General features: G+C 63.7%; 14 protein-coding genes. 12 read left to right on the plus strand and 2 right to left on the minus strand.

Annotated features, from left to right (window positions below):
* The first annotated feature begins 214 nt into the window (after window positions 1-214).
* Both OK351_RS03550 and OK351_RS03555 read left to right on the plus strand, forming a co-directional pair.
* Window positions 215-874: a YukJ family protein gene (locus OK351_RS03550; RefSeq protein ID WP_265155980.1), complete on the plus strand. Its 660-nt coding sequence runs from the start codon at window positions 215-217 to the stop codon at window positions 872-874.
* Window positions 875-1,023: 149 nt separating this feature from the next.
* Window positions 1,024-1,425, plus strand: a complete 402-nt coding sequence (locus tag OK351_RS03555; protein WP_265155981.1) for a hypothetical protein — start codon at window positions 1,024-1,026, stop codon at window positions 1,423-1,425.
* Window positions 1,426-1,440: 15 nt separating this feature from the next.
* Here OK351_RS03555 and OK351_RS03560 read toward each other — a convergent pair whose 3' ends face one another.
* Entirely contained in the window at window positions 1,441-3,969 is a 2,529-nt protein-coding gene (locus OK351_RS03560; RefSeq protein WP_265155982.1) for a DEAD/DEAH box helicase, read from the minus strand.
* A gap of 76 nt (window positions 3,970-4,045) precedes the next feature.
* On the opposite strand from OK351_RS03560, the gene OK351_RS03565 reads away from it, so the two are divergent.
* The gene (locus OK351_RS03565) at window positions 4,046-4,837 is read left to right on the plus strand and encodes a methyltransferase domain-containing protein (RefSeq protein WP_265155983.1); all 792 of its coding nucleotides are present in this window, start codon (window positions 4,046-4,048) and stop codon (window positions 4,835-4,837) included.
* A 19-nt stretch (window positions 4,838-4,856) separates the two neighbouring features.
* Window positions 4,857-5,336 (plus strand): GNAT family N-acetyltransferase, encoded by a 480-nt coding sequence (locus OK351_RS03570; RefSeq protein ID WP_265155984.1) that lies wholly within the window; start codon window positions 4,857-4,859, stop codon window positions 5,334-5,336.
* Window positions 5,337-5,378: 42 nt separating this feature from the next.
* Here OK351_RS03570 and OK351_RS03575 read toward each other — a convergent pair whose 3' ends face one another.
* A complete protein-coding gene (locus OK351_RS03575; RefSeq protein WP_265155985.1) occupies window positions 5,379-6,032 on the minus strand; it encodes an MBL fold metallo-hydrolase in 654 nt (217 codons plus the stop codon).
* Window positions 6,033-6,116: 84 nt separating this feature from the next.
* On the opposite strand from OK351_RS03575, the gene OK351_RS03580 reads away from it, so the two are divergent.
* The 8 genes from OK351_RS03580 (at window position 6,117) to yvcK (ending at window position 16,490) form a co-directional block, all read left to right on the plus strand.
* Window positions 6,117-6,494, plus strand: a complete 378-nt coding sequence (locus OK351_RS03580; protein WP_265155986.1) for a GntR family transcriptional regulator — start codon at window positions 6,117-6,119, stop codon at window positions 6,492-6,494.
* A gap of 94 nt (window positions 6,495-6,588) precedes the next feature.
* Window positions 6,589-8,145 (plus strand): hypothetical protein, encoded by a 1,557-nt coding sequence (locus OK351_RS03585; RefSeq protein WP_265155987.1) that lies wholly within the window; start codon window positions 6,589-6,591, stop codon window positions 8,143-8,145.
* A gap of 80 nt (window positions 8,146-8,225) precedes the next feature.
* Window positions 8,226-11,099 carry an excinuclease ABC subunit UvrA gene (gene uvrA, locus OK351_RS03590; RefSeq protein ID WP_265155988.1) on the plus strand — a complete coding sequence of 958 codons (2,874 nt, stop codon included), beginning with the start codon at window positions 8,226-8,228 and terminating at the stop codon, window positions 11,097-11,099.
* 137 nt (window positions 11,100-11,236) lie between these two features.
* Window positions 11,237-11,941 carry an HAD hydrolase-like protein gene (locus OK351_RS03595; protein ID WP_265155989.1) on the plus strand — a complete coding sequence of 235 codons (705 nt, stop codon included), beginning with the start codon at window positions 11,237-11,239 and terminating at the stop codon, window positions 11,939-11,941.
* Complete coding sequence (locus tag OK351_RS03600; RefSeq protein ID WP_265155990.1) at window positions 11,938-12,609, plus strand: lysophospholipid acyltransferase family protein; 672 nt, start codon at window positions 11,938-11,940, stop codon at window positions 12,607-12,609. The genes OK351_RS03595 and OK351_RS03600 overlap by 4 nt, the downstream gene beginning before the upstream one ends.
* A 2-nt stretch (window positions 12,610-12,611) precedes the next feature.
* Window positions 12,612-14,549 carry an excinuclease ABC subunit UvrC gene (uvrC, locus tag OK351_RS03605; RefSeq protein WP_265155991.1) on the plus strand — a complete coding sequence of 646 codons (1,938 nt, stop codon included), beginning with the start codon at window positions 12,612-12,614 and terminating at the stop codon, window positions 14,547-14,549.
* Between the two features lie 10 nt (window positions 14,550-14,559).
* Window positions 14,560-15,453 carry an RNase adapter RapZ gene (gene rapZ, locus OK351_RS03610; protein ID WP_265155992.1) on the plus strand — a complete coding sequence of 298 codons (894 nt, stop codon included), beginning with the start codon at window positions 14,560-14,562 and terminating at the stop codon, window positions 15,451-15,453.
* Between the two features lie 14 nt (window positions 15,454-15,467).
* Window positions 15,468-16,490 carry a gluconeogenesis factor YvcK family protein gene (gene yvcK, locus OK351_RS03615; protein WP_371931370.1) on the plus strand — a complete coding sequence of 341 codons (1,023 nt, stop codon included), beginning with the start codon at window positions 15,468-15,470 and terminating at the stop codon, window positions 16,488-16,490.
* Window positions 16,491-16,500: the final 10 nt, after the last annotated feature.

Here is a 16,500-nt window from a genome sequence, read left to right on the forward strand (position 1 = left end):
GTTGCAGCAGCTGGCCATGGCCTACCCGGAGCGCATCGAGCCGTATTTGAAGTGAGTGTTAAGAAGCCCTGAATAACGGATGTGACTAGGGGCTTACACAAACTTCCTGACAGGCTCCGGTGTAACGGTGGATTGCCCATACTTCGCTGACCGGTCGAGTCGGCGCCGAGGGGAAAAGGTGAACCCGACACGCCACATCCGGTGGGGAGGGATCATGCCACTGAGCCACGGTTACGGGGTGCTGGTCGGCACCCTGCATGACTACTACCGGGACCCGCCCGATAATTACGGCCGTTTCTATCATGGCAACCTCGTGGTGCGGTCCCCTGCCGGCCACTACAAGTGCGCCATTGATGTGGACCCCAAAAACATGCCCAACGGGATCCAGTGGAGAAGCGTGAAAATCCGCGAGCGGGACTTCGCGCGGATCGCGGCATGGCCTGGGGGCTGGCACCCGCTGGTCTCGGAGGAGTCGACCGGTGCGTTGGACTACATCCGGTCCAGGGTGCTGCATCCGCCGTTGCTGGTCCGCACCGTGCGTTGTGACGGGTCGCTTGGCCGGTTGCTTCGCTGGCTGCGATGGAATCCACCATGGAACAGCGGGACCGGTATCCAGGCGCTCACCGAACTGGAACGGACGATCGAGCAGGGCACCCGCTGCTACGTCTTCGGCGAGCCCTTCTCTACCGGGTTGGGAGTGCACAACATCCACCAGAACCAGGGGGACCCCATCGGGGGAGGCTTTGATGAGGAGAACTGGATCTGGCAGGACGGGGCGACGATCGTGGCGAAACCCGATGGGCAATTGGTCGGTTTCCTGAATAAGTTCGCCACGCAGTCCTTCAGGACCGATGACCAGGGGCGGCCGGCATGAGCGGGCCGCGGGGCCAACGAACACCCGTTGGGAGAAGCCGGGCGGTACGTGGGACGATCGCCGCCGCGGTAGTAGCTTCCATCCTGATGCCGGCATTTGCGGGCTGTTCCGTCCGGGGGACAACTTCATTGGACGAACTGGCCAGGACCATGGGAACCAGCGTTGATGACCTGGCGGGGCCGCTGGGCAGGTCCGCCGCCCAACAGGGACGAACGGCCGACGAGTACGCCGAAGCGTTGCTCGACCGGTTCGGGAATCCCGCCGGTCACGCAGGATTCCTGTCCGCCGATACGGCCAGCAGAACCTGCAGTGTCACCATGGACCTGCTGGATCTCGAGGTACCCGACAGGATCACCGCGGAGTGGATGCTGTTCCAGCTCGCGCAGCAGCTGGTTGACGAATACCGGGCTACCGCCCCGGCCCTGCGCAGCGACCTGGAGGAAATCCTCGATACCGTAATCGGGTTACGCGAGCGATTCCGCCAGGGCCAGGACATCACCGTGCAGCTGTGGCTGCTGGCCATCAGAACCTGCGCGGCGGTGCCCCGGTAGCCGGCCCCAGGGTGCCTAGTCCAGCCGCCCCACAGCGGTCACCGTCACCACCGGGAACCCGGCTTCGTCGGAGTCATCCAGCGAGATGGTGGCGTTGATACCCCAGTCGTGGTTCTCCTCGGGGTCGGCGAAGATCTGGCGGACCTCCCAGATCCGGCCGGGCTTCTCCTGCACGATGAACAGCTTGGTACTGCGTGCGGTGGGGCCGTCGTCGATATCCTCGTGTTCCTCGAAATAATCGTCCATGACCGTGGCCCAGGCATCGGCATCGAAACCGTTGTGCCCGTCCAGTTCGCCCAGAGCCCGGTCTTGTTCGTCGGCGAAGAGCTTGACCCGGCGGAACATCTCGTTGCGCACCATCACGCGGAATGCCCGCGCATTGCTGGTCAGCTTCTCCGGGGCCGGCGGGGTGATCTCGGTGTCCTCGTGCAGTTCCCCGCGGGAGAGCTCCTCCCATTCGTCCAGCAGCGAGGAGTCGATCTGGCGGATCATCTCGCCCAGCCACTCAATCAGGTCAACCAGGTCCTCACGCAGCGAATCCTGCGGCACGGTCTGGCGCAACGCCTTGTAGGCATCGGTGAGATAGCGCAGCAACACGCCCTCGGAACGGGCCAGCTGGTAGTACTGCACGAAGTCGCTGAAACCCATGGCGCGTTCGTACATGTCGCGCACCACCGACTTCGGGGCGAGCTCGAAGTCGGCGAGCCACGGGGCGCCCTGGCGGTACTGCTCGAAGGCGGACTCCAGCCGTTCGGCCAGCGGCTGCGGATAGCTGATGGTGTCCAGGATGTTCATCCGCTGGTCGTACTCGATACCGTCGGCCTTCATCTGCGCCACGGCCTCGCCCCGGGCCTTCTTCTCCTGGGCGGAGAGTACCTGGCGGGGCTTTTCCAGGGTCGCCTCGATCACCGAGACCACATCCAGCGCATAGCTGGCCGATTCCGGTTCGAACAGTTCCAGGGCGGCCAGGGCGAACGGGGACAGAGGCTGGTTCAGCGCGAAGTTCTGCTGCAGATGCACGGTCAACGCGTAGTGGTTGCCGTACTGGTCCGGTTCCTTATTGCGCACCACCACTCCGGTGGCCAGCAGCTCACGCAGGATCCCCAGCACCCGCAGCTTCAACTTGCGCTGCGCGGACGGGGTCTCATGGTTCTGGTTCAGCAACCGGCTGATCGTCTCAAAGGTGTTTTCCTCGCGCTCCAGCAGGTTCAGGACCATCGAGTGGGAGACCTGGAAGGAGGACTTCAGGGTCTCCGGAGCGGCGTCCACGATTTTCTCGAAGGTCTTCTCTCCCCAGGTCACGAAACCCTGTGGCGGCTTCTTCTTGGGGATCTGGCGCAGCTTGGATGAACCCTCGCCGTGCTTCTTCACGGCCTTTTCCATGGCCTTGGCATTCTCGATCGCGTGTTCCGGGGCCTGGACCAGTACGGTGCCGGCGGTATCGAATCCGGCCCGGCCGGCCCGGCCGGCGATCTGGTGGAACTCGCGGGCGTTGAGGATCCGGGTGCGGGTGCCGTCGAACTTGGACAGTGCGGTGATCACCACGGTGCGGATGGGCACATTGATGCCCACCCCCAGGGTATCGGTGCCGCAGATGACCTTCAGCAGCCCGGCCTGCGCCAACTGCTCGACCAGCCGCCGGTACTTGGGCAGCATCCCGGCATGGTGCACCCCGATGCCGTGGCGGACCAGCCGGTTCAGGGTCTTGCCGAAGCCGGCGGCGAAACGGAACCCGCCGATCAGCTCACTGATCTTCTCCTTCTCCTCGCGGGTGGCCACATTGATACTCATCAGCCCGGTGGCCCGGTCGATCGCGTCCAGCTGGGAGAAATGCACGATGTAGATCGGGGTCTGGCTGGTGCGGATCAGCTCGTCCACGGCCTCCTGCACCGGCTCCATGGAGTAGTAGAAGTGCAGCGGGATCGGGCGTTCGGTGTGCGCCACCGTAGCGGTCTCCCGCCCGGTGCGCCCGGTGAGCTCCTCCTCGAAGCGGGTGACATCCCCCAGGGTAGCGCTCATGAGCAGGAACTGCGCCTGCGGCAACTCGATCAACGGGACCTGCCAGGCCCAGCCGCGCTGCGGATCGGCATAGAAATGGAACTCATCCATCACCACGGTGTTCACATCGGCCTTGGATCCCTCTCGCAGCGCGATGTTGGCCAGGATCTCCGCGGTACAGCAGATGATCGGGGCATCGGCGTTCACCGAGGAATCCCCGGTGACCATCCCGACATTCTCGGCGCCGAAGATCTTGCACAGATCGAAGAACTTCTCCGAGACCAGCGCCTTGATCGGTGCCGTATAGAAGCTGACCTGGTCCCGGCACATGGCGTAGAAATGCGCCGCAACCGCGACCAACGACTTGCCCGACCCGGTGGGGGTGGCCAGGATGACGTTGTTGCCGGCCACCAGATTCAACGAGGCCTCGTCCTGGGCCGGGTACAGGTTTATGCCGCGTTCGGTCACCCAGCGGCCGAAGGCCTCGTAGATTTCTTCATCGGAAACGTTGGAAGGATCGGCCGGAAGCAAGTCAGTGAGCATCATGATAATTCCAGCTTATCGGTTGCGAACTATGAACCTGCTCTAGGCGTGGTGCGCCGTGCGGCATTAAACTTGAACCATGAAGTGGGATCCAAGCAAGTACACCGAGTTCGCCGATCACCGCGGACGCCCGTATCTGGACCTGATGGCGCGCGTTGACCATCTTGCTCCCAAGAAAATCGTGGACTTGGGGTGTGGACCGGGAAACATGACCAAACGGCTGGCCGAACGGTGGCCCGAAGCCTTGGTCCTTGGCCTCGATTCCTCGCAAACCATGATCGACTCGGCCAACGCCCAGATCAATCTGCCGAACCTGCGCTTCGAATTGGCCGATGCCACCAGCTGGCAGGCCGATGACACCATCGACATGATCTTCTCCAACGCCATGCTGCAGTGGATCCCCGGACACCAGCAGCTATTGAGCCGGTGGCTGGGGCAGATGGACACCGAGGCCGCGGTCGCCATCCAGGTGCCCGGGAATTTCTCCTCACCCTCGCACACGGTGATGCGGGAAGTGGCCGACAGCCAGAAGTGGTCCGGAAAGCTTGGTGGGGTGCTGCGCCACAATGAGGCGGTGGGTGATCCCGCCGACTACCAACGTCTGCTGATTGATGCCGGATACACCGCCGATGTCTGGGAGACCACCTACCACCAGCTGGTGGCCGGTGAGGACCCGATCCTGCAGTGGGTGCGCGGCACCGCGCTGCTGCCGGTCAAGGACGTGCTCAGCGAGGCAGACTACCTGGAATTCGAGGATGACTACCGCCAGGCTGTCGCCGACAAGTACCAGGGCATCGACGTTGCCGGCGGGGCTACACTGACCAATTTCCCGTTCCGCCGCATCTTCATGGTCGGACAGAAGCTGGGCTGATTGCTGCGAGGTGGGAACCATGGGTGCGCTGGTGCCATGGCTTGCAGGGCCACCACATGCCCAAGTGCTGGCCGAACTGCAGTTCGCATTCAACACCGAGTTCGATTCCCCCTGCCCGGATCGGCGGCTGCTGCAATCCCGTCTGTCCCGCATGCTGGCCGGGAACCAGTGCTTTGGCGTAGCCATCGGGGCGCAGGCGGACCCGGCCGGCATGGGGATCATCACGTTGCGGCCCACCATTTATTCGGATGGGCCACTGGGTGTGCTGGACGAGCTCTATATCAAACCCGTCAAACGTGGGACGGGGTTGGGCACCGCACTGCTACGCCTGGCGATCAGCGAATTGCTTGCCCGGGGCGGGGAGGAAATGCATATCAACGTGGATGAAGAGGACATCGATACCCGGCGTTTCTATGTTCGACACGGCTTCCGCAATAGCGAACCGGGTAGCGACCAGCGGATGCTGTTGTACATCCAGGACTTCCCCCGCTCCGGGTGACACGGGCACCGGCAGTTGGCCCAGCCCGTCACCGGGACCCGGTTACCAGCCGCGTTCCTGCCATTCGGCCAGATGCGGGCGCTCGGTACCCAGGGTCGTGGTGCTGCCGTGACCCGGGTAGACCAACGCCTCGTCCGGGTACTTGCCGAACAGCCTTTCGCTGACATCGGCGAACAGCGACATGAAGCGCTGCGGATCCTTCCAGGTATTCCCCACACCGCCTGGGAACAGCGAATCACCGCTGAGGATCACCACCTGGCCGGAGGAATCCTTCACCACATAGGCGATCGACCCCGGGGTGTGGCCGCGAAGGTGCACGCACTCGATGACCACATCGCCCAGGGGCAGCCGGTCACCGTGTTTCACCGGGTGCGTAGTTGCCACCCCGGACTGCTTCTCGATCTCGGCCGCGTCCTCGGCCCCGGCGTAGGTGGGTACCGGGTACGCCTCATGGGCCTGGCCCAGGGCCCGGACATGGTCCCAATGCTGGTGGGTGGTGGCGATGGCCACGATCTCGGGGTCAGGTCCGTCACCCGCCGCGGACTCGATCATTCCGGCAATGGCAGGCCAGTCGTCGGCCGCGTCGACCAGCAGCTGCTTTCCACTGGCTTTCTCGGTCAGCAGGTACACGTTATTGGACATGTCGGACACGCTGATGTGGCGAAGCACCACATCGTGAAGGTTTAGCTCAGTCATACGTCCAGCCTAAGACCCAGAGCACGCCCGAGGCGATAGGCTCGAAATATTCGCCGCAGATCCACCGACGGAAAGGGACGTGCCATGGACAGCCTGGACTTCATCACGATTGACTCCGAAGCCTCGACCGCACCGTACCAGCAGGTCCGGGAACAGATCCTGGGCGCAATCGCCGCAGGGCAACTCGCCCCGGGCACCAAACTGCCCTCGGTGCGGGCTCTGGCCGAAACCCTTTCCCTGGCCACCAACACCGTGGCCAAGGTGTACAAGGAACTCGAAGCCCAGGGAGCGGTGGTCACCCGGGGACGCCACGGCACGATCGTGCAAGCCAGCAGCAACAAGGGAGTCCAGGAAGTCAGCGACGCCGCCGCCGACCTGGCCCGGATCTGCCAGATCTGGAACGTCGACGAGGACAAGGCCGTGCAATACCTGCGCGCCGCCTTCAGCTCCCTGCCCCGGTAGCGGCCACGATCTACCGGCTGTGGATAAGCGCAGCAGGAATTTTCCCCCGGACCTAGGATGAGCCCACTGGTCCAACATGCCGAGGGGGAACACCATGGCCGCCCGTCAACCATCCAGCTCACGAAAATACCTGGCCCTGTCCGTGGGAGCGGCGTTGTCGCTTGCAGCCTGCGTCTCCGCTGCGGATACCGAACGGGTTGAAGCGGAGGAACACCGGATCGCCGCCGAGCAACTGGGCAGTACCCCGGCCACCCTGCTCTGGCAGTCCACAGAGGAGCTGTCCAGCGATGCGTTGATCGTCGACGAGCTGGTGCTCGCCTATGTCCATGACCGTGGAACGCTCCGGCTGCTGGCCCGTGAACTGGAAACCGGTGAAGAACGCTGGCAACGTGAGGCCAGGACGGGGGCGGACCCCACCGGAGTCCGGTTGCAGCTGGAAACAGTCACCCACAACGACGCCCCGACCCTTGCCTTCCTGGAACCGGTAGGCAGCGAAGGCACCGGTGTCGTGGTCATCAACGCGCTCACCGGCCACGCCATCACCTCATGGGGCGAGGACTACTGGGGCAGTCGCCCCAGCTCCTGTGACGGGAGCTGGTGCCTGGACGGCATCAACAACCCCAGCTTCGAGGAGCACACCTGGCGGGATCTGCAACTGGACTGGGACACCGGCCGTTGGGATAGGCTCGACCCTTCGGAGCTGGGCACCCCCAGACCCGAAGGTTCGCGCATCGTGGGGCCGGGCTTGTCCTCCACGGGGGAGCGCGGACCGGGGGAGGAACTACTGGTCTTCGCCAAGGACGGGAGTATCCAGTGGCAACATCCCTACGAGGAGGTCTTCGATTCGCGGTACTCCACGGACTCCGGGTGGCAATGGCAGGGAACGGCGGACCCGGAACGCACCCTCATCGGGGCCGGCTCCCGTTCCCATGCCGTCCGCAGCGAGAGCACCTACCTGCTTGACTGGTCCAAGGACTTCATGACCGTCGGACTCGGCGAGGACACCGGGGACGTATTGTGGCGGTTGCCCGGTGGCCACCCGGAGTGCGGCGGGGCGATCTCGGACTGGGTGCTCGACGGGCGCCGGAGCATGGTGCTGTGCCAGTTCGACAGTGCACTGGGAACCGTGGCCGAGGCCAGCGGGGGCACCCGGGAGCAGAACATCACCGGTCTTGCATGGCGCGCCATGGCCATCGACACCTGGACCGGCAAGGAATTATGGAGCCACCCGATGCCCCCGCTGGAACGCTTCCGCGAACTGATGGCGGGGCAGCGGCGTATCGTCTCGGATAACGACCACGCCTATCTGCCAATGCAGGACGGGTGGCGGGCCATCGAGATCGCCAGCGGCACCCTGAAACAGCCCGCGGAGGTCTACGAACCCACCGTGCTCTGCTCGGTGGAACGCGAGGTTTTCGAATTCGACGATCCGCACGACGAGCAGGGGCGGCACATCACCCTCCCGGCAGCAATCCAACCCTGCGACCGGGAAACCATGGAGCCGGTGGACAGCGTACCGGTGTACCGTGAGTTCCTGCGCGCCGGGTACGGAGACCAGCCACATGTGGCGCTCGCCGGAACGGAAGGACTGCTCGTCTACCGCATGCCGGCGCCGAACCGGGAACCAGCGATGCCGCCGCGCTCGCCGTGATGCCCAGGCGCGGTGAAACTCACCCGGGGATGTGCCCCGGGGCACTCTTATTCGAATCAGTTTTCGATTAGTATGGGCTGGTGGCTATTACTGCAGAGACAACTTCCCTCGATTTATCACGATTGGTCGTCAAGGGTGCGCGTGAGCACAACCTGAAGAATGTCGACCTCGATCTGCCGCGTGATGCGATGATCGTCTTCACCGGGCTGTCCGGCTCCGGCAAGTCCTCGTTGGCGTTCGATACGATCTTCGCCGAGGGGCAACGCCGCTACGTGGAGTCGCTCTCGGCGTATGCGCGCATGTTCCTGGGCCAGGTCGACAAGCCGGATGTGGACTTCATCGAGGGGCTCTCCCCGGCGGTCTCCATCGACCAGAAGTCGACCAGCCGCAACCCGCGATCCACCGTGGGCACCATCACCGAGGTCTACGACTACATGCGCCTGCTGTGGGCGCGGATCGGGCACCCGCATTGTCCCGAATGCGGGGAGCCGATCTCCAAGCAGAGCCCGCAGCAGATCGTCGACCAGCTGCTGGAACTTCCGGCCAAGACCCGCTTCCAGGTGCTGGCCCCGGTGGTCCGCGCCCGCAAGGGCGAGTTCGTTGACCTGTTCGCGGAGCTGACGGCCAAGGGTTTCGCCCGTGCCCGGGTGGATGGCGAAACCATCCAGCTGACCGATCCGCCCAAGCTGGCCAAGCAGTACAAGCACACCATCGAGGTCGTCGTTGACCGGCTGGCGATCAACGACAGCGTGCGCCAGCGGCTGACCGACTCGGTCGAGACCGCGCTGAACCTGGCCGAGGGGCGGGTACTGATCGACTTCGTCGACCTGGAATCCGGGGATCCGCAACGCATCCGGGCGTTCTCGGAGAACCTGGCCTGCCCGAACGAGCACCCGCTGGCCATCGACGAGGTCGAACCGCGCACCTTCTCGTTCAACAACCCCTTTGGCGCCTGCGCCGCCTGTAGCGGCATCGGCACCAAGCTGGAGGTCGACGAGTCGCTGATCGTCCCCGATGACGAGGTGAAGCTTGCCGACGGGGCCATCGCCCCCTGGTCTTTGGGCAAGGCCACCACAGAATACTGGAACCGGTTGATTGAGGGTCTGGGTAACGAGCTGGGTTTCAGCATGGACACCCGCTGGAAGGACCTGCCGGCCAAGGCCCGCAACTCGATCCTCAACGGCAAGGACCACAAGGTGGTGGTCCAGTACAAGAACCGGTTCGGCCGCGAACGCAAGTACTCCACCGGCTTCGAAGGCGTCATCTCCTATGTGCACCGCAAGCACCAGGAGACCGAATCCGATCACGCCCGGGACCGCTACGAGCAATACATGCGCCAGATCCCCTGCCCGACCTGTTCCGGGGCCCGGCTGAACCCGGCCTCGCTGTCCGTGTTGGTGGGCGGCAGGTCCATCGCCGAGGTCTCGGCCATGGACCTGCGCAGCGCCGCGGAATTCATGGCGGGTATCGAGATGTCACCCCGTGAGGCGCAGATCGCCGCCCAGGTGCTCAAGGAAATCGGGGCGCGTATGCGCTTCCTGCTGGATGTGGGGCTGGAGTACCTGACCCTGGAACGTGCAGCGGGGACCCTTTCCGGTGGTGAGGCGCAGCGTATCCGGCTGGCCACTCAGATCGGTTCCGGGCTCGTTGGCGTGCTCTACGTTCTGGATGAGCCGTCCATCGGCTTGCACCAGCGGGACAACCGCCGGCTGATCGATACCCTGATCCGGCTGCGTTCGCTGGGCAATACCCTGATCGTGGTGGAACACGACGAGGACACCATCGCCGAGGCCGACTGGATCGTGGACATCGGACCGGGAGCCGGGGAGCACGGCGGGATGGTGGTGCATTCCGGTTCGCTGGAGGGACTGAAGGACAACGAACTCTCGCTGACCGGCGACTACCTCGCTGGACGCAAGCGGATCGAGATCCCTGGCACGCGCCGCAAGGTCGATAAGAAGCGCATGCTCAAGATCGTGGGTGCCAAGGAGAACAACCTGCAGGACGTGTCTGTCGATTTCCCGCTTGGGGTTTTCACCGCGGTCACCGGCGTCTCCGGGTCCGGCAAGTCCACGCTGGTCAACGACATCCTGTACAAGGTGTTGGCGAACAAGCTCAACGGAGCCAAGCAGGTGCCCGGACGGCACACCCGGGTGCATGGACTGGAACACCTGGACAAGGTGGTGCACGTGGACCAGTCGCCGATTGGCCGCACCCCGCGTTCCAATCCGGCCACCTATACCGGAGTCTTCGACCACATCCGCAAGCTCTTTGCCGAGACCAATGAGGCGAAGTTGCGCGGTTACCTGCCCGGTCGCTTTTCGTTCAACGTCAAGGGCGGGCGCTGCGAGTCCTGCTCGGGCGATGGCACCTTGAAGATCGAGATGAACTTCCTGCCGGATGTGTACGTGCCGTGCGAGGTCTGCCACGGGGCCCGTTACAACCGTGAAACCCTGCAGGTGCTCTACAAGGGCAAGAACATCGCCGATGTGCTGGATATGCCGATCAGCGAGGCCGCCGAGTTCTTCGCCGCGTTCACCCCGATCGCCCGCCACCTGAACACCCTGGTGGATGTGGGACTGGGGTATGTGCGCCTGGGACAGCCGGCCACCACGTTGTCCGGTGGTGAGGCGCAGCGCGTGAAGCTGGCCGCGGAACTGCAGAAACGCTCCAATGGCCGGTCGATCTACGTGCTGGACGAACCGACCACGGGCCTGCATTTCGAGGATATCCGCAAACTCCTGAAGGTGTTGCAGGGGCTGGTCGAGAAGGGCAATACCGTGCTGACCATCGAGCACAACCTCGATGTCATCAAGTCGGCGGACTACGTGATCGACCTGGGCCCGGAAGGCGGCTCCGGTGGAGGAACCATCCTGGCAACCGGCACTCCGGAAGCCGTGGCCAAGGTCTGCGAATCGCATACCGGCCGGTTTCTGGCCGAGACCCTGGGATAGTACCGTGAAGCCGACCCGGACGCACCCCGGGTCGGCTTCACCCTTTAACGGCTTTGTGTCGTCAACAGGCACCGTATATTCCCTGCCATGCATGGATGGCACTGTTCACCCCCAACTCATGCGAGAATTGCTAGGTGATGTTGTCGGTTTCAAATGTGCTTTTCGACCTGGATGGGACCCTGGTGGACCCTGCCGGGGCCATTACTTCCGGTATCCGATTCGCCCTGACGGCCCATGGCCTGCCGGATCCGGGCGAGGAACGAGTCGCCGCTTTGGTCGGTCCGCCCCTGCAAGTCGGGTTGCGTACCCTGGACGGTGTCGACGACAGTAATATCGAGCGGATCATCACCGCCTACCGCAAGCAGTACGCCGAGCAGGGTATGGCGCGGTCGCGGATCTACCCGGGCATCGTCCAGCTGCTGGCCCGCTTGCGTGAATCGGGCATGTATTTGGCCGTCACCACGGCGAAGCCTGAACCCATCGCGCGTCAGTTGCTGGAAATACAGCAATTGGACGGCGCCTTCGACGCGATCCACGGAAATGCCGGCGAAGCCGGGGCCCACGGATCAAGCAAGGCACATATCGTCGCCGCTGCCCTGGACCATGCGCGGCTTGATCAGGATTCCAGTGTTGTGGTGGGAGACCGCTATTATGACTTGGATGCTGCGCGCGATAATCGTTTGCGCAGTATCGGCGTGCGGTGGGGATTCGCCCAGGGGGACGAGCTGGACGACGCGGATTTCGTCGTCAATGACACCGCCGAATTGGCGGCGCTGCTCCTGGCCCCCGAGGAAGCGGCCGCAAGAAGGCAAGTTGAAACCCAGGAAGGCACCAAGTCATGAGCCTGTACACGATGACCCGGTCGTCCATCCGTGTGGGGTTGCACACGATGTGCCGTCCGGAGATCTCAGGACTGCAGAATGTGCCCAAGGACGGTTCGTTCATTGTTGCTTCCAACCACCTGTCCTTCCTGGACTCCATCATCATCCAGGCGTTGACACCCCGCGATGTGGCGTTTTTTGCCAAGGCCGAGTACTTCACCACCCCGGGGGTGAAGGGCAAGGTCATGAAGAACTTCTTCGAGTCGGTGGGTTCCATCCCGGTACAGCGCGGCGAACAGGCCGCCAGCGTGGCTGCCCTGGACTCGCTGGTTGACGTCCTGGACTCCGGAAGTGGCATCGGAATCTATCCGGAGGGGACCCGTTCACGGGACGGAAAGCTCTACCGTGGCCGAACCGGAGTGGGCTGGCTGGCACTGACCACCGGTGCACCGGTGGTTCCCGTCGGACTGGTCGGCACCGAGAAGCTGCAGCCTGCCGGCAAGAAGGGTATCCGCCCGACCAGGTTCTCCATCAGCTACGGTGAACCCTTGTATTTCGAGCAGATGGGACGCAAACATCCACTGCCCGAACGCCGCAAGGCCACCGACCGGATCGTGGATGCCATCGCAGAACTGAGCGGCCAGGAGCGCGTGGAGTCATATAACCAGTTGCCACCGGACGCGAAGTAGCCATGGCGGATCCGGCCAACTACCGCCCGAAAACCTCGGACATCCCCACCAAACCGGGAGTGTACCGGTTCAGGGATGAGCACGGGCGGGTCATTTACGTCGGCAAGGCCCGGGTGCTGCGCAACCGGCTGTCTTCCTACTTCGTCAACCCCGCACGGTTGACCGCCAAGACCCACGCCATGGTCTTCACCGCGGCCAGCGTGGAGTGGACCGTGGTCGCCACCGAGCTCGAGGCGTTGCAGCTCGAGTACACCTGGATCAAGGAATACAACCCCCGGTTCAACATCGTCTTCCGCGACGACAAATCCTACCCCTACCTGGCCGTCACGCTGAACGAGAAGTACCCCAGGGCCCTGGTGATGCGCGGGGACCGGCGCAAGGGCATCAAGTACTTCGGACCGTTCTATCCGGCCAAGGCCATCCGTGAAACCCTGGATACGCTACTGCGCGTCTTTCCGGTGCGCAGCTGCTCACCGGGGGTGTTCAACCGCGCCCAGGCCTCTGGTCGTCCCTGCCTGCTGGGGTATATCGACAAGTGTGCGGCACCGTGCGTGGGCCGGGTCAGCGAGGAAGAGCACCGCAAACTCGCCGAGGACCTGTGCACGTTCATGGGGGGCGAAGCCACCCGGTTCGTCAAGCAACTCGAAGTGAAGATGGCCGAAGCGGTCGCCGAATTGGAGTACGAGCAGGCCGCCAGATACCGCGATGACATCGCCGCGCTCAAACGCGTCTTCGAACGCAACGCCGTGGTGCTGGCCGAAAATACCGAGGCCGATATCTTCGGCATCCACGAGGACGAGTTGGAAGCGGCCGTCCAGGTATTCCATGTCCGGGACGGCAGGATCCGTTCGCAGCGCGGCTGGGTGGTGGAGAAGGTCGCCGACACCACCCCCGAGGAATTCGTGGAACACCTGCTGACGCAGGTTTATGCCGAACACCCGGACCGGATCCCGCGTGAGATCCTGGTGCCGGTGCTACCGGTGGACATCAACGACGTGACCACCTGGCTCTCGGAGCTCCGCGGCTCCAGGGTGTCCCTGCGCATCCCGCAACGCGGTGACAAGGCCGCCCTGGCCGAGACCGTGGTGGAGAATGCCGAGCAGTCATTGCGGCTGCACAAATCCAGGCGTGCAGGGGACATCTCCACCCGGTCGGCAGCCCTGCAGGAGTTGCAGGAGGCGCTGGGCGCCGATGAGGCGCTGCTGCGCATTGAATGCTACGACGCTTCGCACACCCAGGGCACCAACGTGGTGGCATCGATGGTGGTTTTCGAGGATGGGCTTCCGAAGAAAAGCGATTACCGTAAGTTCTCGATCACCGGGGATGCCGCACGCGACGATACCGCGAGCATGTACGACGTGATCCATCGCCGCTTCACGCGGTACCTGAAGGACAAGGTGGATGCCAAGACCTTTGTCAGCGGTGCCGTGGAAGGTTCCGAGACCGAGGTGAAGAAATTCGCCTATCCGCCCTCGCTGGTGATCGTTGATGGCGGGCCCCCGCAGGTGGCTGCCGCGCAACGGGCCCTGGACGACCTGGGCATTGACGATATCCCGGTGGTCGGGCTCGCCAAGCGCCTGGAGGAACTATGGCTTCCGGAGGACCCGTTCCCGGTGATTCTCCCGCGTGCCTCGGCCGCGCTCTACCTGGTGCAGCGACTTCGCGATGAGGCGCACCGTTTTGCCATCACCTTCCACCGCTCAAAACGGTCCAAGTCGATGATCGAATCCGAGCTGGACAAGATCCCGGGGCTGGGTAAGGCCAAACAGGAGGCCCTGCGCAAGCACTTCGGGTCGATGAAGAAGATCCGTGCGGCCAGCCTCGACGAGCTGATGCAGGTCAAGGGCGTGGGCGAGAAACTGGCCCGCACCATCAAAGATTCCTTGGAAGGTGCGTCATCAGGTGCGGTCAACATGACGACCGGGGAAATTCTGGACTAGCCTTAACCACATGACGGTCGAGTATGAGACAGTAAAGCCTCCCGAATCCGAGCTGGTGATTGTCACCGGGATGTCCGGTGCGGGTCGAACCACCGTGGCCCATGCCCTGGAAGACCTGGGCTGGTATGTGGTGGAGAACCTACCGCCATCCATGCTGGGCATGCTCACCGAACTGATGAGCCGTTCGCAAGGCGGGCTGCCCAAGCTTGCCGTGGTCATGGACGTTCGCTCCAAGGACCTGTTCCCCGAGATCCGCGAGGCCCTGACGGCGCTGACCGCCGGGGGAGTGGGATACCGGCTGTTCTACCTCGACGCCCAGGATGATGTGCTGGTCCGTCGCTTCGAGCAGGGCCGGCGGCCCCACCCGTTGCAGGGTGACGGGCGGATCGTGGACGGCATCAAACGCGAACGTGATGTCACCGCGCTCTTGCGCGAGGCCGCCGAGGTGATCCTGGACTCCTCGGAGATGTCCGTGCACGACCTGGCCCGCTCGGTCAACGAGCTGTTCAGCGATTCCGGTCCGGTGATCCTGCGGGTGAATGTGATGAGCTTCGGCTTCAAGTACGGATTGCCTACCGATGCGAACTACGTGGCCGATGTGCGGTTCATTCCCAACCCGCATTGGGTTCCGGAGCTGCGCCCCAAGACCGGACGCGATGTGGAGGTCTCCGACTACGTGCTCGGTCACCCCGGAACCGAGGAGTTCATCACCAACTACCTGCGCTCCCTGGAACCGGTGTTCGACGGTTACCGGCGTGAGAACAAGCACTACGCGACCATCGCCGTGGGATGCACCGGCGGCAAGCACCGCTCGGTGGCCACGGCCATCGAGCTCGGCCGCCGGCTGGCGCAGCTTCCCAGCGTGCGGGTCAACGTCACACACCGAGACCTGGGTCGCGAGTAGGGCAGGGGAAGACCGTGGCTTTTGCAACCGGACCGATCCCCGTACAGGGGCTGACCCGAGACAATTCGTCATATAACCCCTCGGTTGTCGCTCTCGGAGGTGGACACGGGCTGTCCGCATCGCTGACCGCTCTGCGCCGCCTGACCACCGTGTTGACCGCCATCGTCACCGTGGCGGATGACGGGGGAAGTTCCGGGCGGTTACGCGAGTCCTTCCCGGTGCTGCCACCGGGGGACCTGCGGATGGCCTTGGCCGCCCTGTGTGACGACAATGACTGGGGGCGGACCTGGCGTGATGTCATGCAGCACCGATTCGAGGCGAAGCTCAACGACACCGAACCGCTGAACGGGCACGCCGTGGGCAATCTGCTGATCCTGGCCCTGTGGGAACTGCTGGACGATCCGGTGGCCGGCCTGCGTTGGGCCGGTGCGCTGCTCGGCGCCCGCGGCCAGGTCCTGCCGATGAGCACCGTGCCGTTGACCATCCATGGGGAGGTCCTGCAGGCAGGGGAGCAAGGCAACCTGGTCCGCGGGCGGATCAGCGGGCAGGCCGAGCTGGCCAAGGCCGGGAGCAACGCCCTGGTGACCAATGTCCGGGTCGAACCGGAGGGGGCCCCGGCCTGTATCGAGGCGTTGGAGGCCATCGACCTGGCCGACTGGGTCATCCTCGGCCCGGGGTCCTGGTACACCTCGGTCCTGCCCCACCTGCTGTTGCCCGAAATGCGTGGCGCGATCGCCTCGACCACGGCGAAGAAGTTGCTGACCATGAACCTGTCGACCAATACCGCCGAAACCGGTGGCATGGATGAAACGGCGCATCTGGAAGTGCTGGCCAGGTACGCTCCGGAAGTCAAATTCGACGCCATTATCGCCGACGAACACACGATTGTGAACCGCGAACGATTTGAGCTAGCAGCACAAAAGCTGGGGGCCCGGGTCTTTTTCGGTAGAGTAGGACTATCCGACGGTCGTGCTGTTCACGACCCGTTGCGACTCGCGGCGGCCTATCATGAGGTATTCACCGCCATCGGTTCGTAGGATGAAGAAC

This window comes from Glutamicibacter sp. MNS18, assembly GCF_026107515.2.
Classification (GTDB): domain Bacteria; phylum Actinomycetota; class Actinomycetes; order Actinomycetales; family Micrococcaceae; genus Glutamicibacter.